This window comes from Streptomyces sp. HUAS TT11, from assembly GCF_051553595.1.
Lineage (GTDB): Bacteria > Actinomycetota > Actinomycetes > Streptomycetales > Streptomycetaceae > Streptomyces.
In genome coordinates, this window is record NZ_CP196184.1 from 2,991,597 (window position 1) to 3,011,924 (window position 20,328).

Annotated in this window: 17 protein-coding genes; 10 read left to right on the top strand and 7 right to left on the bottom strand. The window is 70.2% G+C overall.

All coding sequences use genetic code 11. From position 1 onward, the window contains the following. Positions 1 to 56: 56 nt before the first annotated feature. From ACSHXN_RS13380 to ACSHXN_RS13395, 4 genes are all read right to left on the bottom strand, one after another. Positions 57 to 812, bottom strand: coding sequence for an HAD family hydrolase (locus ACSHXN_RS13380; protein WP_355131804.1), 756 nt, complete (start codon positions 810 to 812; stop codon positions 57 to 59). Between the two features lie 125 nt (positions 813 to 937). Continuing rightward, a complete protein-coding gene (gene gltX / locus ACSHXN_RS13385; protein ID WP_355131803.1) occupies positions 938 to 2,413 on the bottom strand; it encodes a glutamate--tRNA ligase in 1,476 nt (491 codons plus the stop codon). Continuing rightward, positions 2,406 to 3,182, bottom strand: coding sequence for a fumarylacetoacetate hydrolase family protein (locus ACSHXN_RS13390; RefSeq protein WP_355131802.1), 777 nt, complete (start codon positions 3,180 to 3,182; stop codon positions 2,406 to 2,408). The genes gltX and ACSHXN_RS13390 overlap by 8 nt, the downstream gene beginning before the upstream one ends. 198 nt (positions 3,183 to 3,380) lie before the next feature. Further along, positions 3,381 to 3,569, bottom strand: a complete 189-nt coding sequence (locus ACSHXN_RS13395; protein WP_355131801.1) for a hypothetical protein — start codon at positions 3,567 to 3,569, stop codon at positions 3,381 to 3,383. A 600-nt stretch (positions 3,570 to 4,169) separates the two neighbouring features. Here ACSHXN_RS13395 and ACSHXN_RS13400 point away from each other — a divergent pair. From ACSHXN_RS13400 to ACSHXN_RS13435, 8 genes are all read left to right on the top strand, one after another. Continuing rightward, positions 4,170 to 8,102: a sensor histidine kinase gene (locus ACSHXN_RS13400; protein WP_355131800.1), complete on the top strand. Its 3,933-nt coding sequence runs from the start codon at positions 4,170 to 4,172 to the stop codon at positions 8,100 to 8,102. 9 nt (positions 8,103 to 8,111) lie between these two features. Then, positions 8,112 to 8,525 (top strand): roadblock/LC7 domain-containing protein, encoded by a 414-nt coding sequence (locus ACSHXN_RS13405; RefSeq protein WP_059131718.1) that lies wholly within the window; start codon positions 8,112 to 8,114, stop codon positions 8,523 to 8,525. A gap of 111 nt (positions 8,526 to 8,636) precedes the next feature. Then, positions 8,637 to 9,035, top strand: a complete 399-nt coding sequence (locus tag ACSHXN_RS13410; protein ID WP_059131717.1) for a DUF742 domain-containing protein — start codon at positions 8,637 to 8,639, stop codon at positions 9,033 to 9,035. Next, a complete protein-coding gene (locus tag ACSHXN_RS13415; protein ID WP_028802395.1) occupies positions 9,016 to 9,591 on the top strand; it encodes a GTP-binding protein in 576 nt (191 codons plus the stop codon). Before ACSHXN_RS13410 ends, ACSHXN_RS13415 begins: the two co-directional genes overlap by 20 nt. A 367-nt stretch (positions 9,592 to 9,958) precedes the next feature. Beyond that, positions 9,959 to 13,180 carry a sensor histidine kinase gene (locus ACSHXN_RS13420; protein WP_355131799.1) on the top strand — a complete coding sequence of 1,074 codons (3,222 nt, stop codon included), beginning with the start codon at positions 9,959 to 9,961 and terminating at the stop codon, positions 13,178 to 13,180. Between the two features lie 10 nt (positions 13,181 to 13,190). Further along, complete coding sequence (locus ACSHXN_RS13425; RefSeq protein ID WP_030948713.1) at positions 13,191 to 13,604, top strand: roadblock/LC7 domain-containing protein; 414 nt, start codon at positions 13,191 to 13,193, stop codon at positions 13,602 to 13,604. Between the two features lie 97 nt (positions 13,605 to 13,701). After that, positions 13,702 to 14,286: a DUF742 domain-containing protein gene (locus ACSHXN_RS13430; RefSeq protein WP_355131798.1), complete on the top strand. Its 585-nt coding sequence runs from the start codon at positions 13,702 to 13,704 to the stop codon at positions 14,284 to 14,286. Then, positions 14,267 to 14,848: a GTP-binding protein gene (locus tag ACSHXN_RS13435; protein ID WP_099502672.1), complete on the top strand. Its 582-nt coding sequence runs from the start codon at positions 14,267 to 14,269 to the stop codon at positions 14,846 to 14,848. The genes ACSHXN_RS13430 and ACSHXN_RS13435 overlap by 20 nt, the downstream gene beginning before the upstream one ends. A gap of 202 nt (positions 14,849 to 15,050) precedes the next feature. Here ACSHXN_RS13435 and ACSHXN_RS13440 read toward each other — a convergent pair whose 3' ends face one another. Together ACSHXN_RS13440 and ACSHXN_RS13445 are read right to left on the bottom strand one after the other, a co-directional pair. Next, the gene (locus ACSHXN_RS13440; RefSeq protein WP_355131797.1) at positions 15,051 to 15,248 is read right to left on the bottom strand and encodes an acyl-CoA carboxylase subunit epsilon; all 198 of its coding nucleotides are present in this window, start codon (positions 15,246 to 15,248) and stop codon (positions 15,051 to 15,053) included. A 57-nt stretch (positions 15,249 to 15,305) separates the two neighbouring features. Beyond that, on the bottom strand, positions 15,306 to 16,898 hold the full coding sequence (locus ACSHXN_RS13445) for an acyl-CoA carboxylase subunit beta (RefSeq protein ID WP_355131796.1): 1,593 nt from the start codon (positions 16,896 to 16,898) through the stop codon (positions 15,306 to 15,308). 768 nt (positions 16,899 to 17,666) lie between these two features. On the opposite strand from ACSHXN_RS13445, the gene ACSHXN_RS13450 reads away from it, so the two are divergent. Together ACSHXN_RS13450 and ACSHXN_RS13455 are read left to right on the top strand one after the other, a co-directional pair. After that, positions 17,667 to 18,269, top strand: a complete 603-nt coding sequence (locus ACSHXN_RS13450) for a YceI family protein (RefSeq protein ID WP_355131795.1) — start codon at positions 17,667 to 17,669, stop codon at positions 18,267 to 18,269. 108 nt (positions 18,270 to 18,377) lie between these two features. Further along, positions 18,378 to 18,917, top strand: coding sequence for a MarR family winged helix-turn-helix transcriptional regulator (locus ACSHXN_RS13455; RefSeq protein ID WP_438303168.1), 540 nt, complete (start codon positions 18,378 to 18,380; stop codon positions 18,915 to 18,917). A 13-nt stretch (positions 18,918 to 18,930) separates the two neighbouring features. On the opposite strand, the gene ACSHXN_RS13460 is transcribed toward ACSHXN_RS13455, so the two are convergent. Beyond that, positions 18,931 to 20,274, bottom strand: a complete 1,344-nt coding sequence (locus ACSHXN_RS13460; protein ID WP_438303169.1) for a hypothetical protein — start codon at positions 20,272 to 20,274, stop codon at positions 18,931 to 18,933. Between the last annotated feature and the right edge of the window lie 54 nt (positions 20,275 to 20,328).

Below are 20,328 nucleotides of genomic sequence, written 5' to 3' on the forward strand. Positions count from 1 at the left end.
GCTTGCGCCTCCGGTTCCGGCCTCTCGGCCCGCTCCCCGGCGGCGCAGGAAGAACATTACCCGAAGGTGGACGGCGCTCCAAAACGGGTATCCGTGCCGAGGACCGAGGGGAGTTCGGCGAGGGAGGCGATCCGGTGCAGGCCGGCGGACCCTCCGGCGCCGGACCGGGTACGCCCGTCCGTGACGGCGCTCACGCCCGCGCGGTCGATCCACACGGACAGCAATCCGGCCTCGGCGGCCCCGCGCCCGTCGATCTCGGGATGGTCGCCGACGTACGCGACGTGGTGCGGAGCGAGCCCCAGAGCGTCGCAGGCCGCGCGGAAGGCCCGGGCGTCCGGTTTGGAGACGCCCAGCTCCGCGGCGCACAGAACCGTCTCGAAGCGCTCGCGCACACCGAGGGTGCGCAGTTTGTACTCCTGGACGTGCGCGCTGGAGTTGGACAGCACCGCGTGCCGGTGGCTCGCGGCGAGCGCGTCCAGGACGGGCAGCACGTCCGGGAAGAGGGCCCAGGCCGCCTCGTAGTGGTCCAGGTAGCGGCGGAACCAGGCGTCCGCCGCCTCGTCCGTCAGCTCCTCGCCCAGGAAGACCCGTACCCGGTCCCTGCGCTGCCCCTCGAAGGACGCCTCCCCCGCCGCGAACCGCGCCCACTGATCGTCGGTGACCGCCCGCCACCGCAGGAGGGCCTGCTCGACGGAGTCCCAGCCGCCGAGCAGCCCCTCCGCGGCCAGGTGCCCGCGCATGCCGGCCCGATCCGCGGTGGTGTAGTCGAAAAGGGTGTCGTCGACGTCCCAGACCACGGCGCTGATGCTCATGGTCCGACGGTAGCTCCGGACGGGTGACCGTGTCCGTCCGTTCACCCCGGTCGGCCGTACACGGCGCCGGGGAACACGCGAGGGGCGGCACCCCGGCGGGGTGCCGCCCCTCGTCCGCGAACGGGTCAGGCCGAGAGCTTCGCGAGCGCCGCGTCGATCCGCCGCAGCGTCTTCTCCTTGCCCAGGACCTCCAGGGACTCGAAGAGCGGCAGACCGACCGTGCGCCCGGTGACGGCGACACGGACCGGGGCCTGCGCCTTGCCGAGCTTGAGGCCGTGGGCCTCGCCGGCGGCCAGGACCGCCTCCTTCAGCGCCTCCGCGGAGGTCCAGTCGGCGCCCTCCAGGTTCTCCCGGGCCGTACGGAGAAGGGCGTCGCTGCCCTCCTTCATGGCCTTGGTCCAGGAGGCCTCGTCGACCACCGGCTCCGGCAGGAACAGGAAGTCGACGTTCTCGGTGATCTCCGACAGGACCTTGAGGCGGGTCTGCGCGTGCGGCGCCACCGCCTGCCACTTCGCCTCGTCGAAGTCCTCCGGGCCCCACGGCGCGAACGGGGCCTTCAGCCAGGGCCGGCAGCGCTCCGCGAAGTCCTTCACCTCGAGCAGGCGGATGTGGTCCGCGTTGATCGACTCGGCCTTCTTCAGGTCGAACCGCGCCGGGTTGGGGTTCACATCGGCCACGTCGAAGGCGGCGACCATCTCGTCGACGGCGAAGATGTCGCGGTCCGCCGCGAGCGACCAGCCCAGCAGGGACAGGTAGTTGAGCAGGCCCTCGGGCAGGAAGCCGCGCTCGCGGTAGAGGTTCAGCGACGACTCGGGGTCGCGCTTGGACAGCTTCTTGTTGCCCTCGCCCATCACGTACGGCAGGTGCCCGAACGCGGGCACGCCCTTCGCGACGCCGAGTTCGATCAGCGCCTTGTAGAGCGCGATCTGGCGGGGGGTGGAGGAGAGCAGGTCCTCTCCGCGCAGGACGTGGGTGATCTCCATCAGCGCGTCGTCGACCGGGTTGACGAGCGTGTAGAGGGGCGCGCCGTTCGCCCGCACGATCCCGTAGTCCGGCACGTTCTCCGGGGTGAAGGTCAGCTCGCCGCGGACCAGGTCCGTGAAGGTGATCGTCTCGTCGGGCATCCGGAAGCGCACGATCGGCGTGCGCCCCTCGGCCTCGTACGCGGCCACCTGCTCGGCGCTCAGCTCGCGGCAGTGCCCGTCGTAGCCCGACGGCCGGCCGGCGGCACGGGCCGCGTCACGGCGGGTGTCCAGCTCCTCCGTCGTGCAGTAGCAGTGGTAGGCGTACCCGCCGTCCAGGAGCTTGCGCGCGACGTCCTTGTAGATGTCCATCCGCTGCGACTGCCGGTACGGCGCGTGCGGGCCCCCGATCTCCGGACCCTCGTCCCAGTCGAAGCCCAGCCAGCGCAACGAGTCCAGAAGCTGGACGTAGGACTCCTCCGAGTCGCGGGCCACGTCCGTGTCCTCGATGCGGAAGACGAACGTGCCGCCGGTGTGACGGGCGTACGCCCAGTTGAACAGGGCGGTGCGGACCAGACCCACATGGGGGTTGCCGGTCGGGGACGGACAGAAACGTACGCGGACGGAGCCGTTAGCCACGCTTGATCACCTTGTTGGTGAGAGTGCCGATGCCTTCGATGGAGACGGCGACCTCGTCGCCGACGTTGAGGGGGCCGACCCCCGCGGGGGTGCCCGTGAGGATCACGTCGCCGGGGAGCAGCGTCATGGCCTCGGAGATGTTCACGATCAGATCCTCGATCGGGTGAATCATCTCGCTCGTCCGGCCGAGCTGGCGCTGCTGTCCGTTGACCGTGAGCTGGATGGTGAGGTCGCTCGGGTCGAGATCGGTCTCCACCCAGGGGCCGAGCGGACAGGCGGTGTCGAAGCCCTTGGCCCGGGCCCACTGCTTCTCGCGCCGCTGGACGTCGCGCGCGGTCACGTCGTTGGCGCAGGTGTAGCCGAGGATCACGTCCTTGACGCGCTCACGCGGGACCTCGCGGCACAGGCGGCCGATCACCACGGCCAGCTCCGCCTCGTAGTGCAGCTCCTGGGTGAAGGAGGGATAGGCGATCTCGTCGCCGGGACCGATCACCGAGGTGGACGGCTTGAAGAAGGCGAACGGGGCCTCCGGCACCTCGTTGCCCAGCTCCCTGGCGTGCTCCGCGTAGTTGCGGCCGAAGGCGACGACCTTGTTCGGGAGCACCGGGGGCAACAGCCTGACCTTGCTCAGCGGCACCTTCGTACCGGAGAGCTCGAAGTCCGCGAACGGGATGCCCTTGATGATGTCGAGAACGAGCTCGTCCGGCTTGTCGCCCTCGACCGCGCCGAAGGCGACATTCCCGTCGATGGAGAATCTGGCGATGCGCACGAGATCCCTGCGCCCCTCACTGAGCTGGCTGGAGTATGACGCTCCAGGCTAACGCGGCGGGGGGCCGGTGCCTCGCGCATTACGGCGGGCGCCGCCGGGACCGGACGCAGCCGCGCGCCCGGGGCGCGCCTGATCACCTCGCCCCGCGATCGCCGGGTCCCACCGTCGCAGGACGCCGGCCGGCACGGGGCCCGCGGATCACTCCGCGGCGAAGGCCTGCACCGGGATCTCGTTGAGCACGGTGCGCCGGGGATTGGCGGTCTGGCTGGGAAGGTCGACCGAACGTTCCGGCGTCGCCGGCGCCTGCAGCTCTTCGGCGTCGGCGAGGTGCGCCAGCGTCGTGCGCCGCGGGTTGGCTATCGTGCGGAACATCATCGTGGTCTTCACTGTTGTCGTTGACCTTGTCGTTGCGGGCGCCGGGCGGGACTCAAGGGCCGTCGCCGGGGCGCGGGTTGTCGGATTCGCCGTCCCTGTAAAGCGCCAGGCTAAACATGCAATTCCCGTCGGAAGCCATGAAGGGGGCATGATCCCCGTGTGAGTTTGCTCACTGACCGGCGATCAAAAAGGGCAATTCAGGCTGCCGTTGAGCCCCGATCAAACGGACATTCTTCCATTGAAGCTTGCATTCCGCCCCTGATCATGGCGACTGGGACACCGCTCACGACCCAATGGATCGTGCGCCTAAGTCCGTTATGTACAAGATAACTTTCTACGCCTCGTGACACGGCACTCACACCGCGTCACGATGGTCACGGGCTCGCCCGTTGGCCTTGTTGGAGATCCTGCACTGTGCTGGAATTCCACGGACCGCCGCGGGATCGCACCGGCGCGCAGGGGCGCAACGCAGCGCCGAGCAGCGGCGGGAAGGGGGAGCCTGCGCCGGTCACTCACGACCACCAGGGGGGCGTATTCAGGACGCCCCTCTACACGCCGACACCGTCCCGCCGCTCACGCGGAGGGGCGCCTGGTCCAGAGGTTGCGACGCTAGTGCAGGGACGTTTCAAGAGGGATGGCAGCGCTTCGGCGGAGCCGGAGTTGCACGGCGGGACCGACCGTGGTTCCTCGCCCCAGCACGCCCAGAACCCGGGACAGGCACCGTCCGGCGGTGGTCCCGAGCGTCCTGGGCGCACGGGCGCGACCGCGGCTCCCATACCGCCTGCCCCACCCAAGACGACTCCTCCGATCGACCCCGGTGCGCGCATAGCTCTGCGCAACTGGCGCATCTCCACGCGCCTGGTGTCGCTGCTCGCGCTCCCCGTGGTCGCCGCCACATCGCTCGGTGCCCTGCGCATCGGCGACAACGTGGACCAGATCCGGCAGCTCGAGAACATGAAGCTGCTGACGGACATGACCAAGTCGGCGACACAGCTGGCCGAGGCGCTCCAGGACGAGCGCGACCGGTCCGCCGGCCCACTGGCCCACGGCGCCTCGGCCACCGACGACTTCACGGTCAAGGGCGTCCGCGACAAGACGAACAAGGCCCGCACCGCGTTCCTCGAGGGCACCCAGGAGATCGGTGACGCCTCCGAGGACGGCCGGCTCTCCGGTGTGCGCGAGAGCGTCGTCGGTATCGCGAGCGAGCTCAACAACCTCAGCGCGATCCGCGCCGGCGCCTACAAGGAGTCGGAGAACTCCGCCCAGACGGTCGAGGCCTACCACCGGCTGATCAGCCAGCTGCTCAGCCTGTCCCAGGACATGGCCCAGGCCACCAGCAACCCGGAGATGATCCAGCGCACCCGCGCCCTGGCGGCCTTCTCGACCGCCAAGGAGTACGCGTCCGTACAGCGCGCGGTCATCGCGGCGGCCCTCCCGACGACCAATGACAGGTCCGGCCACCTCTCCGAGAACGACCGCCAGTACGCGCTCTCGGCCCTGGACAGCCAGGACTCCGAGCTGGACGTCTTCCGCAGCATCTACGGCGACGGCGCCGAGGATCTGACGAAGCCCATCGACCAGGGCAGCCCGACGATCGAGAACGCCGACCAGTACGCGAGCCGCGTCCTGAAGAGCGCGAACGGCCTGCAGACGCAGGACAAGCAGGGTTACCAGGACTGGATCGACAACGACTCGGCCAAGATCCAGCAGATGAAGAGCATCGAGGGCACGCTCCTCGAGCAGATGGAGCAGAAGGCCCGCGAGCTGAAGAACGCCTCCGAGCGCGAGGCGATCATCTCCGGTGCGCTGATCCTGCTCGTCCTGGGTGTGTCCCTCGTCGGCGCCTTCGTCGTGGCCCGGTCCATGATCCGCTCGCTGCGCCGTCTGCAGGAGACCGCCACCAAGGTCGCCCAGGACCGCCTGCCCGAGCTGGTCAAGCAGCTGTCCGAGTCCGACCCGCAGGACGTCGACACCTCCGTCGAGTCGGTCGGTGTGCACTCCCGGGACGAGATCGGCCAGGTGGCCGCGGCCTTCGACGACGTGCACCGCGAGGCGGTCCGCCTCGCCGCCGAGCAGGCCCTGCTGCGGGGCAACGTCAACGCGATGTTCACCAACCTCTCGCGCCGGTCCCAGGGCCTGATCCAGCGCCAGCTGTCGCTGATCTCGGAGCTGGAGTCCCGCGAGGCCGACCCGGACCAGCTGTCCTCGCTGTTCAAGCTCGACCACCTCGCGACGCGTATGCGCCGTAACGGTGAGAACCTCCTCGTCCTCGCGGGTGAAGAGCCCGGCCGCCGCTGGACCCGCCCGGTCCCGCTGGTCGACGTGCTCCGCGCCGCCGCGTCCGAGGTGGAGCAGTACGAGCGCATCGAGCTGGCCGCCGTGCCGACCACCGAGGTCGCCGGCCGCGTGGTCAACGACCTCGTGCACCTGCTCGCCGAGCTGCTCGAGAACGCGACCTCGTTCTCCTCGCCGCAGACCAAGGTCAAGGTCACCGGTCACGCGCTGCCCGACGGCCGTGTGCTCATCGAGATCCACGACACCGGCATCGGTCTGTCCCCCGAGGACCTCGCCCAGATCAACGAGCGGCTGGCCGCGCCGCCCACGGTGGACGTCTCCGTCTCCCGCCGCATGGGCCTCTTCGTGGTCGGTCGTCTGTCGCAGCGGCACGGCATCCGTATCCAGCTGCGCCCGTCCGACTCCGGTGGTACGACCGCGCTGGTCATGCTCCCGGTCGACGTGGCCCAGGGCGGCAAGAAGCCGGCCTCCGGCAAGCCGGGCCAGGGCGCCCCGCAGACCGGTGGCCCCGCCGCCGCGCAGGCCGCCGCCGGTGTGGCCGCGGCCCGTCGTCAGGCCCAGCAGAGCGGTTCGTCCTTCGGCACCGGCCAGACCGGTGGCCAGGGAATCGGCGCCGCACCTCAGCGCGGTCAGGTGGGCGCCGGTCAGGGCCCGCGTCCCGCGCTGCCCGGCAGCGCCCCCGGTGGACGGCCCGGTGGTCCGCAGGGTCCCGGCTCTCCGCAGCAGGGCCGGCCGGCCCCCGCGGGTACCGGTGCGGGTGCCTTCGGACAGGGTGGCCAGCAGGGCGCCCAGGGCTTCCAGGACACGGGCTCCCGCCAGGGCGGCTTCGGTGACGACGGTTCCGGCATGAACCCGGCGGCCGCCTTCGGCGACGCCACGCCGACGGCCGCACCGCAGCAGCCCCAGCAGAAGCAGCCCAAGGAGCGCGGCGGACGCCGCCGTCCGCAGCTGTCCGGCCGCGGCGGTGCGCGGGCCGAGCTGCCCGGTGGCAACGCGCAGCGCACGCCGAGCTGGAGCGACGAGAACGCGCAGCCGCCGGTTCCGCGTGCCTCGCTCGACGCTCCGCGTGGCCACGAGGAGCCGGACGCCCTGTCCACGACCTCGCCGATGCCGCGCATCGACGACCGCCAGGGTCCTGCTTCCACCTCCGAGTTCCCGCGGCCCGACTTCAACGGCCCGCGCCCCGGTACGGCGGACAACAGCGGCCCGTTCGTCCGCTCGGACGTCTTCGGCAACCAGGGCAGTACGACGGGCCAGCACCCCGTGCAGAACGGTGCGGCGGGCCAGTACCCGGCACAGGGCGGTGCGACGGGCCAGTACCCCGCACAGAACGCTCCGACCGGCCAGTACCCGGCGCAGAACGCTCCGACCGGCCAGTACCCCGCACAGAACGGTGCGACGGGCCAGTACCCCGCACAGAACGCTCCGACCGGCCAGTACCCCGCGCAGAACGCTCCGACCGGCCAGTACCCCGCACAGGGCGGTGCAACGGGCCAGTACCCCGCACAGAACGCTCCGACGGGTCAGTACCAGGCCCCCGGCCGCGGTCAGGACACCGGGCGGTTCCCGACGCCGGGCCGTCCGCAGGACCCTGCCTCCACCGGTCAGTTCGCTCCGCAGGGTTACGACGCCTCGAACACGGGACAGTTCGCGGCCCCGGGCTACGGAAACCGCCAGGACCCGTCGTCCACCGGCCAGTTCGAGCGGCCGCAGATGGGTGGCGAGGGCTACGGTGCCTCCCGGCCGTCGGCTCCGCAGCAGCAGCCGCGGCGGCAGGAGCCCGAGGCACTGCCGCCGGCGGGACCCGGCGACGGACGCACGCCGCTGTTCGACACGCTCGAGACCAACTGGTTCCGGGGCGACCGGCAGCCGCAGGGCAACGGCGCCGTCCCGCCGGCCCCGCAGCAGCCCCCCACCACCCCGGCACCCCAGCGTCCGGAGCGTCCGGCCGCCAACGCTGCCTGGCGCACCTCGCCGAACGACGAGATCGTCCGTCAGGCCGAACGCGTGCGGCAGCCTGCCGCGGGCGGTGTCACCACCTCCGGCCTGCCGCGCCGGGTCCCGCGCGCGAACCTCGTGCCGGGCACGGCTCAGCAGCAACAGCACCACACCGGTCCGCAGGTCTCGCGTGCGCCCGATGACGTACGCGGCCGGCTGACCAATCTCCGACGGGGCATCGCCCAGGGTCGCCAGGCCGGTACCGGCCCGACCGGCAGCTACCCCAGCCCCACTCACCAGCAGGAGCGTTAGTTGAGCCCGATGAGCCAGGCGGCACAGAACCTGAACTGGTTGATCACCAACTTCGTGGACAACACCCCCGGGGTGTCCCACACCGTCGTCGTGTCCGCCGACGGACTTCTTCTGGCGCTGTCGGAAGGTTTCCCGCGCGACCGCGCGGATCAACTCGCAGCCGTCGCCTCCGGGCTCACCTCGCTGACCGCGGGTGCCTCCCGGATCTTCGAAGGCGGCAGGGTGGCGCAGACGGTCGTCGAGATGGAACGGGGATTCCTCTTCCTCATGTCCATCTCCGACGGCTCCTCGCTCGCCGTCCTCTCCCACCCCGAGTGCGACATCGGCCTTGTCGGCTACGAAATGGCCCTTCTGGTCGACCGTGCAGGGGCGGTACTCACGCCCGACCTGCGCGCCGAACTCCAGGGCAGTCTGCTCCACTGATCGGCCCCGGCACCACCTGTCTCACCAAATCACCGTCCGGCCGCCACAATCCCCCCACCGGCCCCGTCAGACGGCACGACTGACCGACTTGCTGTCCCGCCCGGAGGATTCATGACCCCGCCCACCGCCTCTCACGATCCGTACGCCGAGCCGTACGGGGACGAGGGCGACCAGCCGCTGGTCCGTCCGTATGCGATGACGGGCGGCCGGACCCGGCCGCGCTATCAGCTCGCGATAGAGGCGCTGATCAGCACCACGGCCGACCCGGCACAACTGATGGGACTGCTGCCGGAGCATCAGCGGATCTGCCACCTGTGCCGCGAGGTGAAGTCGGTGGCAGAGGTGTCGGCACTCCTGTCCATGCCGCTCGGTGTGGCGCGGATTCTCGTCGCGGACCTCGCAGAGGCCGGACTCGTCGCCATCCACCAGCCGGGCGGCGACGAGAACAACGGCGGCGCGCCGGACGTGACACTGCTCGAAAGGGTGCTCAGTGGACTTCGCAAGCTCTGACGGAGGTCGGGCGACCACCTCCGCGAAGATCGTGGTGGCGGGGGGCTTCGGCGTCGGCAAGACCACGTTCGTCGGCGCCGTCTCGGAGATCAACCCGCTGCGCACCGAGGCCGTCATGACGTCCGCCTCGGCGGGCATCGACGACCTCACCCACACCGGGGACAAGACCACCACCACGGTGGCCATGGACTTCGGCCGCATCACCCTGGACCAGGACCTGATCCTGTACCTGTTCGGCACCCCCGGCCAGGACCGCTTCTGGTTCATGTGGGACGACCTCGTCCGCGGCGCCATCGGCGCCGTCGTCCTGGTCGACACCCGCCGCCTCGCCGACTGCTTCCCCGCGGTCGACTACTTCGAGAACTCCGGCCTGCCCTTCGTCATCGCCCTCAACGGCTTCGACGGGCACCAGCCGTACAACCCCGAAGAGGTCCGCGAGGCACTGCAGATCGGCCCGGACGCCCCGATCATCACGACCGACGCCCGTCACCGCGCGGACGCCAAGAGTGCCCTGATCACGCTGGTCGAACATGCCCTCATGGCGCGTCTGCGGTAGGGCAAGTCGTCGGCACCATACGGCAGTTGTCGTAGATGTGCGGGAGCCGGCTGTGGCGTTTGACACGGCCGGCCCCGCTGTTCATAACGTTTCGACAGAGATATCGGGTGGTACCACCACGCGTCGCGTTCAGTCGGTGCCGCTGCGCTCACAAAAGCCCCGCCTTTTGGCGGGGCTCGCTCTTTATGACCGTTTTATCTGGGGCCCTCAGTCTGTGGAACGTCCACTTCCGAGTGTTTGGAATCGCGCAGACTGACGTGCTGGAATGCCTGAACTGCCCGGTAGTCAAGGACGTACAGGTCCGTGACAGGGGTCTTGAGACACCGCGGCACGACGTAGGTGCCGTCGCCGAGAGGTTGTTGGTCGAGTGAGGCGAAGCAAGAACGGTCCCGAGCCGTCGGCGCGGGGCAACTTCACCCCGCCGCCGCGCGGAGCGGCACCCGCACACGTGCCCGGCCCGGAGCCATCGGCGCTCCCGACCAGCGGCAGCCGCTTCTCGCCGCGCAACTGGCGCGTGCCGACGAGACTGAACGCGATCCTGCTCATACCCGTGCTGGTGGGCCTGGTCATGGGCGGCTTCCAGGTGAAGAGCTCCATAGACACCTGGCAGCAGGCGCAGGACGCGGAGGCCACCGCACGACTGGTACAGGCGTCGCTGTCCTACGCGGACGCGCTCTACCAGGAGCGCGACATCTCCGCACAACCCCTGCTGGACAAGAACGCGTCCGGCAAGGACAAGGCCGCGAACGAGGCGACCGTGAAGAAGGTGCGGGACGCCACCGACGCGGCCGCCGCCACCTTCGACCGCGCCGCGCAGAACATGCCGCACAAGGCGGGCCTCGAGCGCCGCCTCGGCATCTTCCGGGACGCCGAAAAACTGCTCCCGGACCTGCGGAAGGGCGCCTACGGCGCCGCTTTCCCCGGAGTGAAGACCGAAGAGAGCTACGTAGCGGTCGCGCACCCGCTGATGGAGTTCGCCAACGAGCTCGGCCTCGGCACCGGCAACATCACCAGCTACGGCCGTACGGTCTACGCCATCTCCCTCACCAAGGCCGCGCTCTCCCTCGAGCGCTCGATCGGCATGCACCTGCTGGTCAGCCCGGGCCCGGACCCCGAGAACTTCGGCAAGCAGCGTGTCGCCCTCTCGTCGTACGCCTATCTGGAGGGCATCGCCGTCGAGGAGTACCAGGGGGGTGGCACCGCGGCGGACGCCAAGAAGCTGCAGGAGGCCACGGCCAAGCTGAAGGCCGACGGCACCGCCCTGGCGCAGCAGGCCGCCGAGAACGCGAAGAAGGCCGGCCAGACCTATGTGCCGCCGCCCGACGACATGATCCAGCAGCTCGCCACCCTGCAGGCCCCGACGTCTGCGGCTGTCGCGGCGCTCGCCCCGAAGGGAGTCACACCCGCCAACTGGTGGGCAGTGAACACCCTCAAGTACAACGCCTACCGCCAGATCGAGTCGGACCTGGCCGACAAGGCCGTGACGGACGCCTCGGGCATCGCCGACGACGCCAAGCAGTCCGCGTTCATCACCGGCGGCATCGTCATCGTCGCCCTGCTCGCCGCGTTCGTCCTGGCCGGTCTCATGGCCCGCCAGATGAGCCGCTCGATGCGCCAGCTGCGCAACGCCGCCTTCGGCGTCGCGGAGCAGCGCCTGCCGATGCTGGTCGACCAGCTCTCGCGCACCGACCCGGGTCGGGTCGACACCCGCGTCGCGCCCATCCCGATCTCCTCCACCGACGAGATCGGCGAGGTCGCGCGGGCCTTCGACCAGGTCCACCGCGAGGCCGTACGGCTCGCCGCCGAGCAGGCCCTGCTGCGGGGCAACATCAACGCGATCTTCACCAACCTCTCCCGCCGCAACCAGTCGCTGATCGAGGGCCAGCTGACCTTGATCACCGACCTGGAGAACAACGAGGCGGACCCGGACCAGCTGGAGAACCTCTTCCGGCTCGACCACCTCGCGACCCGTATGCGCCGCAACGGCGAGAACCTCCTCGTCCTCGCCGGCGAGGAGCCCGGCCGCCGCTGGGACCAGCCGGTCCCGCTGATCGACGTGCTGCGCGCCGCATCTTCCGAGGTGGAGCAGTACGAGCGCATCGAGCTGTCGGGCGTCCCGGAGGCCGAGATCCACGGCCGCGCCGTGACCGACCTCGTCCACCTGCTCGCCGAGCTGCTGGAGAACGCCACCACGTTCTCCTCGCCGCAGACCAAGGTCCGCGTCACCGCCACCCGTCTCCCGGACGGCCGGGTCATGGTCGAGATCCACGACAAGGGCATCGGCCTGACCGCCGAGGACTTCGCGGACATCAACCACAAGCTGGCCAACCCGCCGACCGTGGACGCCGCGATCTCGCAGCGCATGGGTCTGTTCGTGGTCGGCCGGCTGTCGGACCGGCACGGCATCCGGGTCCAGCTGCGGCCCTCCGGCGAGCAGGCGGGCACCACGTCGCTGGTCATGCTCCCGGACGCCATCACCCACGGCGGTGGCGGCGAGCAGTCGCTGGAGCGCGACGAGTTCACGGTCTCGCAGATCATCCCCGAGCAGCAGTTCCAGGGTGAGAACTTCGGCTCCCAGCTGCCGATGCGTACGGCCGCGGAGCTCGGCTTCGACGACAGCCAGTACGTGGAGGTCCCGGACGACATCCGCGACCTGGACCCCGTCGGCCGCTCGCTGATGCGCGAGGAGCGCCGTGCGGCCCTGGAGGCCCAGGCGCAGGGCCACAGCCGCCCGGAGGAGGCCGCCGAGTCCGGCCCCTCGTACCAGGACGGGTTCGAGGGACAGGAACCGTCCTTCGGCAACGGGCAGCACCCGTACGAGGAGCAGCAGGCGGCCTACGACCCGTCGGCGGCGTACGAGGAGCCCCGGCAGGCGACGTACGAGGAGCAGTACTACGCGCCGAACGGCGGCCTGCCGCAGGGTGACGGTTTCCCGTCCGGCGGCTACGCGGAGCCCGCTTTTGCGGAACCGGTCCAGGACAACCGGACGGCGAACCAGGGCACCGCGCCGGAGCAGTTCCCGGCCTTCGACGAGTCCCCCTACCAGGACGACTGGCCGAAGCAGGACGAGTACCGGAGCGCATACCGCGGTGGTTACGCTCCGGATACGGAATCCTTGCAGGCCGCTGACGTGAGCGAGCAGGACCGCGTAGGCTTCGACCGTCCCGGACCGGCACCGTCCGCCGTCCACGACCTGACCGATGCAGGACTGCCCCGCCGCGGCGCCGCCGCGAACGGCGGTACCGATCGGCCGCAGTCCGTGACGCCGGAGCCCTCGTCGGGCACGGAGCCGGCCGGCGACTGGCGCTCCGCCAACGATCAGCGGTGGCAGCAGGCGTCCCAGGTCCGGAAGCCGAAGGCGGGCGGGGTCACATCCTCCGGTCTGCCCCGGCGGGTGCCCAAGGCGAACCTGATCGAGGGCGCGGCGGAGACGACCCCGCAGGGAGGCCCACAGGTCTCCCGCGCCCCCGAGGACGTGCGGGGCAGGCTGAGCAACCTGCGCCGAGGCGTCCAGCGGGGACGCAACGCAGGTAGTGAAACGAACGGCCAGGGCTTCGGTCCTGACAGCACCTACAACCAGGAGCGTTAGTGTGAGCCCGATGAGCCAGGCGGCACAGAACCTGAACTGGTTGATCACCAACTTCGTGGACAACACCCCCGGGGTGTCCCACACGGTGGTGGTCTCCGCCGACGGACTCCTTCTGGCGATGTCCGAAGGTTTTCCCCGCGATCGCGCCGACCAGCTGGCGGCCGTCGCCTCCGGTCTGACCTCGCTGACCGCGGGTGCCTCCCGCATCTTCGAGGGCGGTAGCGTGAACCAGACGGTTGTGGAGATGGAGCGAGGATTCCTCTTCCTCATGTCCATCTCCGACGGTTCCTCGCTCGCGGTTCTCGCCCACCCGGAGGCGGACATCGGTCTCATTGGGTACGAGATGGCCCTTCTTGTGGACCGTGCAGGTACGGTCCTGACTCCGGACCTTCGTGCGGAGCTCCAGGGAAGCCTTCTCAACTAACAGACGGACGGTGCGTATTGGCGTCCCGGGGCCGTAAGGTTTCGGGACGCGGCTTCCACAAGGATGGGTGCCCGGCGCAGTCGGAGGAGGAGAGAACGTGGCAACACCCCCAGGCGGTTCGCCCTCGGGCAACTGGTCCTACGGCCCCGGCCAGGGCCAGGGACCGGGCGAGCAGAACCGGTACAACTTCCCCTCCACGCCGAGCCACCGGCGCCAGCCGTACGCGCCCCAGGGTCCGCAGGGCCCCGGTCCGTCGCCGTACGACCAGCCGCCCGCGCCGCGCATCCAGCCCGTGCAACCGCAGCGCCGTGCTCCCGAGCCGGCGCCCGCGGGCTCGTCGAACAACCCTCTGGTGCGCCCGTACGCCATGACGGGCGGCCGCACCAGGCCGCGGTACCAGCTCGCCATCGAGGCGCTGGTGCACACCACCGCGCAGCCGCACCAGATGCAGGGCCAGTTGCCCGAGCATCAGCGGATCTGCCACCTCTGCCGGGAGATCAAGTCGGTGGCCGAGATCTCGGCGCTCCTGACGATCCCTCTCGGCGTGGCCAGGATCCTCGTCGCCGACTTGGCGGAGGCGGGCCTGGTCGCCATCCATCAACCCGGCGGCGACGAGAACGCCGGCGGCCAGCCAGACGTGACACTGCTCGAAAGGGTGCTCAGTGGACTTCGCAAGCTCTAGCGGCGGTCCTTCCCGCTCCACCACCTCCGCGAAGATCGTGGTGGCGGGCGGCTTCGGCGTGGGCAAAACCACGTTCGTCGGCGCTGTCTCGGAGATCAACCCGCTGCGCACCGAGGCCGTCATGACGTCTGCTTCGGCGGGCATCGACGACCTCACCCACACCGGGGACAAGACCACCACCACGGTGGCCATGGACTTCGGCCGCATCACCCTGGACCAGGACCTGATCCTGTACCTGTTCGGCACCCCCGGCCAGGACCGCTTCTGGTTCATGTGGGACGACCTCGTCCGCGGCGCCATCGGCGCCGTCGTCCTGGTCGACACCCGCCGCCTCGCCGACTGCTTCCCCGCGGTCGACTACTTCGAGAACTCCGGCCTGCCCTTCGTCATCGCCCTCAACGGCTTCGACGGCAACCAGCCGTACAACCCCGAAGAGGTCCGCGAGGCACTGCAGATCGGCCCGGACGCCCCGATCATCACGACCGACGCGAGACATCGGGCCGATGCGAAGTCGACGCTGATCACCCTGGTCGAGCACGCGCTGATGGCCCGGTTGCGCTAGGCGGGTGACATCGCCGCCGAAGGTCCCGGTAATGCGCCGGCCGCGGCCCCGAGGTGGTTGATCACACGGTTCCCCGTGCCCCTTCCGGGGCACGGGGATTTTTCTTCGGGTCCCGGCCACGGGCAGGACCCCCACACCGAGAAGGGCCCCTCCGCGAGCGGAGGGGCCCTTCGGGAAACGGGCGCTGAGGGGCGGGCGCGGCCTAGCCGTGCCAGCTGTGCGGGGCCCGGAAGCCCGGCTCGCGCTCCAGACGGCGCCAGCCGGCCTTGGCCCGGCCGCGGTGGGTCTGGGCCGTCGTGGACGACTGGGCGGCCGCACGGGCGAGCAGGACGGCCGTTATGGCGGCCACTTCCTCGGGCTCGGCGTGGCCCTTCTCGACGCGGATATCAGGGATGTCCATGGGTGTCAGTCTCCGTGAGAGAGAGGTCCGCGGGGTTGCCGCGGCGGGTCCGCTCGGTTACTGCGGGGGGTTGCCGTGTTTGCGGGAGGGCAGGTCCGCGTGCTTGGACTGGAGCATCGCGAGGGACTTGATGAGGACCTCGCGGGTCTCGGTGGGATCGATGACGTCGTCCACGAGTCCGCGCTCGGCCGCGTAGTACGGGTGCATCAGCTCGGACTTGTACTCCTTGACCATGCGCGCCCGCATGGCCTCCGGGTCCTCGGCACCGGCGATCTGGCGGCGGAAGATGACGTTCGCCGCGCCCTCCGCGCCCATCACGGCGATCTCGTTCGTGGGCCAGGCGTAGGTGAGGTCCGCCCCGATGGACTGGCTGTCCATCACGATGTACGCACCGCCGTACGCCTTCCGCAGGATCAGCGAGATCCGCGGCACGGTCGCGTTGCAGTAGGCGTACAGCAGCTTCGCGCCGTGCCGGATGATCCCGCCGTGCTCCTGGTCGACACCGGGCAGGAACCCCGGAACGTCCAGGAAGGTCACCAGCGGAATATTGAAAGCGTCACACATCTGCACAAACCGCGCAGCTTTTTCCGACGCCTCGATGTCCAGCACACCGGCGAGGGTCTGGGGCTGGTTGGCGATGATCCCGACGACCTGGCCGTCCAGGCGGGCCAGCGCGCAGATGATGTTCCGCGCCCAGCGCTCGTGGACCTCCAGGTACTCGCCGTCGTCGACGATCTCCTCGATCACCTTGGCCATGTCGTAGGGCCGGTTGCCGTCCGCCGGGACCAGGTCCAGCAGCACCTCGCTGCGCCGGTCGACCGCGTCCGCGGACTCCACCCGCGGCGGGTTCTCCCGGTTGTTCTGCGGCAGCATCGACAACAGGTAGCGCACCTCTGCGATGCACGTCTCCTCGTCGTCGTAGGCGAAGTGGCACACCCCGCTGGTCTCGGCGTGCACATCCGCCCCGCCCAGACCGTTCTGGGTGATCTCCTCACCCGTCACCGCCTTGACCACGTCCGGGCCGGTGATGAACATCTGCGATGTCTCCCGGACCATGAACACGAAGTCGGTCAGCGCCGGGCTGTAGGCCGCACCACCCGCACACGGGCCCAGCATCACCGAGATCTGCGGGATCACACCCGAGGCCCGGGTGTTGCGCTGGAAGATGCCCCCGTACCCGGCGAGCGCGCTGACGCCCTCCTGGATCCGCGCACCCGCACCGTCGTTCAGCGACACCAGCGGCGCACCCGCCGCGATCGCCATGTCCATGATTTTGTGGATCTTCGTGGCGTGGGCCTCGCCCAGCGCACCGCCGAAGACCCGGAAGTCATGGGCGTACACGAAGACCGTCCGGCCCTCCACCGTGCCCCAGCCGGTGACCACACCGTCGGTGTACGGCTTCTTGGTCTCCAGCCCGAACCCGGTCGCCCGATGCCGCCGCAGCTGCTCGACCTCCTGGAAGGAACCCGCGTCCACAAGCAGTTCGATACGCTCCCGCGCCGTCAGCTTGCCCTTGGCATGCTGCGCCTCGGTCGCCTTCTCACTGGGCCCGGCCACAGCCTGCGCACGGATCTCGTGCAGCTCCGCCACCCGCCCGCGCGCATCCGTGGGCTCGCTTCCGGAATCTACAGCCTCGTCCAAAACGGTCATGTAGCGACCTTACGAAGTCCACCAAGCAAAGAGGGCCGTCGACTCCGTACAGTCTCAGGCCCGTTTTCCTGGTACCACTGAACAGAATCCGAGCCGGATGCAGTCCATCTGACTGCTTGGAGGGCCTGAGCGTTGTGGAGGTTTCACAAAGCGCTCACCCGAGAGCCGGCTCACATCGAGGGGTCGCACATGCCATCCCCGGGGTGACACGGAGCCCCGAACGGCGGCTCGTGCGGCACGGCTCGGACGGTCGGCCGGACATTCACGACGACCGTACCGGGGGTCCACCGACGATCTTCCCAGGCTCGCCCGAACGGGTGACTCACCCAGGGGGTCCGGCGTACTGTCGCGAATGAGCACACCCATACACGGCCCGTCCGGCCCGCACACCCTACCCGTCCGCCGGAACCGGGCGGCGGGCGGGTCCACGACTCATCCGGCCCGGACGGGATCCGCTCCGGGGGTGACCGCGGATCGGTGTACCTGTAATGTGCCGAACTCAGCGGCCCCGTACGGGATTTCGCCGTCGCGGGCCGCAGCCGGACTGCCGCCCGGCGGTCGTGCCGCCGGGGTCCGGGCGACGGACGCACCACAGGTCGACCGGGCCGGCACCCGCGGGCGGAGGCGCCGCGGGACGTGACGCCCGCGACACAGGCCGGATGATGTTGAAAGTTGAATGGAATAGGTCTACGGTCGTCCATGTTGACATCGTTGAAGGTTGAACATCTTCAGGATCGCTGACCTACCGTCCCCAAGGAGCACGTCATCATGGGCATCTTCGGCCGCAAGAACACCGACACCACCAGCACCTCCGCCGCGGTGAACCCCGACCTCGCCGCACTCACCGGCACGTACACGGTGGACCCGTCCCACAGCACGATCGGCTTCGTGGCCCGCCACGCCATGGTCACGAACGTCAAGGGCGGCTTCCAGGAGTTCGAGGGCACGCTGAACCTGGACGGCTCCGACCCGTCGAAGTCCACCGCCACGATCGACGTCAAGATGGACAGCATCGAGACGGGCTCCGCCGACCGCGACGGCCACCTCAAGAGCGCCGACTTCTTCAAGACCGACGAGCACCCCGAGATGACGTTCCGCTCCACCGAGGCCGAGGCCCTCGGTGGCGACGACTACCGGATCACCGGTGACCTCACGATTCTCGGTACGACCAAGCAGATCACCATCGACCTTGAGTTCAACGGCGCCGCCAAGGACCCGTTCGGCAACGAGCGCATCGGCTTCGAGGGCAAGTCGGAGATCCTGCGCTCCGAGTGGGGCCTGACCTGGAACGCCGCTCTCGAGACGGGCGGCGTGCTGGTCTCGGACAAGATCAAGCTGGTCTTCGACATCTCGGCGATCAAGCAGGCGTAACACCCGCCGGCCCAGCCGCGCCCCCCTTCCGGGCAGCCCGGCCATAAGCCCGTCCCCCGTCGCCCCGCGACCGGAGGGCGGGTCGTCGGCGTTCTCGGGTGACGGCCCTTGTGCCGCCCCGGCTACCGCGGTGCGAACCGGCGGTGTGCACCGGCCGTCGCGCGCCGGTTCGGCACGGGCAGCAACCACCAGGCCGCGGCAACCGACAACAGCGCACCGACGGCGATCGCCGCCATTCGACGCGGCGTCGTGCGGCTCGGCCGTCGTCTGCGGCAGGAGCGCGGTGAGGGGAGTCTCAGCCCCAACGAACTCGGGGTGCTCGGGCATCTCAGCCGCCACGGGCACGCGACGCCCGGCGAGATCGCCGCGACCGAGCGGCAGCGGCCGCAGTCGTCGACCCGGGTCTTCGCCGAACTCGAGGCCGAGGGGCTGATCGCACGCGAGGCCGGCACCGTCGATCGGCGTCAGTCCGTGCTGAGGCTCACCGAACACGGCCGCCGTGCGCCGGAGCGGGACATGGCCGGCCGGGACGCCCGGCTCGCCGCGGCCCTTGCTTCGCTCGGCGACACCGAACGCGGGGTGCTCACCCTGGCGAGCGCGCTCATGGAGCGGCTCGCGCACGAGGACCCGCCCGGCGACCGGCCGTGAGCCGCCGGCCGGTTCAGAAGTCTCCGCCGAAGTCCCCGCCGCCGAAGCCCCCCGCCCCTCCGTCGCCGAAGCCGCCGCCGAAGTCGCCGGGGTCGAAGTCGGCGCCCGAGACGTCTCCTCCCGTGTAGCCGCCGAAATCGCCGTACCCCGCGCCGTAGTCGGCGGCGTAGGACGGCGTGGCCATCATGCTGCCGAGCAGCGTGCCGACCAGCAGTCCGGGCAGGATGCCGCCGCCGAAGTAACCGCCCGCCCAGGGCCCGTAGGCGGGACCCGCGTCCCAGTACGGACGGCGGCCGTACTCCGTGTCCACCTCGCGGATCGCTGGATCACGGCCGTCGGCCAGCCGCGCCCGGTCCGCCGCGCAGACCGGGACCTCGCGCGCGGCACCGCCCGCCGGCGTCCAGGTGGCATCGGCGACGGACGGGCCGTGGCGCGGGTCGAAGAAGCAGGGAGGCCGGCGTTGGGGCAGTGCGCGGCCCTCGCGACGGGCGGCGAGCACCGCCAGCGAGAAGCGGCCGTCCTCCAGCGCCTGGGTGACGGCCTTCACGTCCTCCGGACGCTGGGCCGCGGCCATGGCGGACTTGGCCCGGTCGTAGGCGTTCAGCCCCCGTTCGTAGTCCTCGCGCATCGCGTCGTCCGCGCCCTGCTCGCCGGGATGGAAGTCGAGCCGGTCCAGTTCCTCGCCGAAGGCCGTGATGTCCTCGTCGACCACGACCCGCAGCTTCTCCAGTGCGGCCCGCTGCTCCTCGTCACGGCGGCGCCGGTTGCGCCGCACCAGCGCGTAGGCCCCCGTGGCACCGGCCACGAGCACCACGGCCACCGTGATCAGCGCGGTGGAGGAGACCCCGCCGTCGCGGGCAGAGCCGCCCCAGGTCGACGGGGCACGGCCGCCCACGTTGGCGAGCGCCCGGTCGGTGAAGTCGTCGAGTTGGGCCTTGACGGACTCGCCCTGCACGCTGGTGACCAGGTTCTGCACCGCGGTACGGGGCAGCACCGAGGAGTCGGCCCGGGCGTCGAAGCGGTCACCGAGGCGGATCGCGTACAGACCGGTGATGCCGGTGGCCGTACGGAGGTCGGCGAAGAGGTTCCGCGTGGGGTAGTCGGCGGGCAGGACGGCCACGAATACCGGCTTGCCGGCGTCCTTGATCTTCTTCGCGAGGGCGTCGGCGTCCCGGACGGACAGCTGTCCGGAGGCCGCCGGATCGACGTAGACCGGTCCCTTGCGCAGCGCCGTGGCGACGGTCGAGACGTCCGTCGCCGCCTGCGCGCGCGGCACACCCCCGTACAGCACCGTCAGGGCCGCCATGAGCAGGGCGACCAGCGGTATGGCGAGCCCTTTGACCAGTACGACCTTCATACTTCGACGCTACCCGAAGGCGGCGGAACGGGTCGTCCGGGAGGGGCGGTGCAC

Bases quoted from the DNA above. Each gene is read 5' to 3' on its own strand.
- ACSHXN_RS13380 (WP_355131804.1), bottom strand. From the start codon at position 812: ATGAGCATCAGCGCCGTGGTCTGGGACGTCGACGACACCCTTTTCGAC.
- ACSHXN_RS13405 (WP_059131718.1), top strand. From the start codon at position 8,112: ATGAGCCAGGCGGCACAGAACCTGAACTGGTTGATCACCAACTTCGTG.
- ACSHXN_RS13410 (WP_059131717.1), top strand. From the start codon at position 8,637: ATGACCCCGCCCACCGCCTCTCACGATCCGTACGCCGAGCCGTACGGG.
- ACSHXN_RS13425 (WP_030948713.1), top strand. From the start codon at position 13,191: ATGAGCCAGGCGGCACAGAACCTGAACTGGTTGATCACCAACTTCGTG.
- ACSHXN_RS13440 (WP_355131797.1), bottom strand. From the start codon at position 15,248: ATGGACATCCCTGATATCCGCGTCGAGAAGGGCCACGCCGAGCCCGAG.
- ACSHXN_RS13445 (WP_355131796.1), bottom strand. From the start codon at position 16,898: ATGACCGTTTTGGACGAGGCTGTAGATTCCGGAAGCGAGCCCACGGAT.
- ACSHXN_RS13450 (WP_355131795.1), top strand. From the start codon at position 17,667: ATGGGCATCTTCGGCCGCAAGAACACCGACACCACCAGCACCTCCGCC.
- ACSHXN_RS13460 (WP_438303169.1), bottom strand. From the start codon at position 20,274: ATGAAGGTCGTACTGGTCAAAGGGCTCGCCATACCGCTGGTCGCCCTG.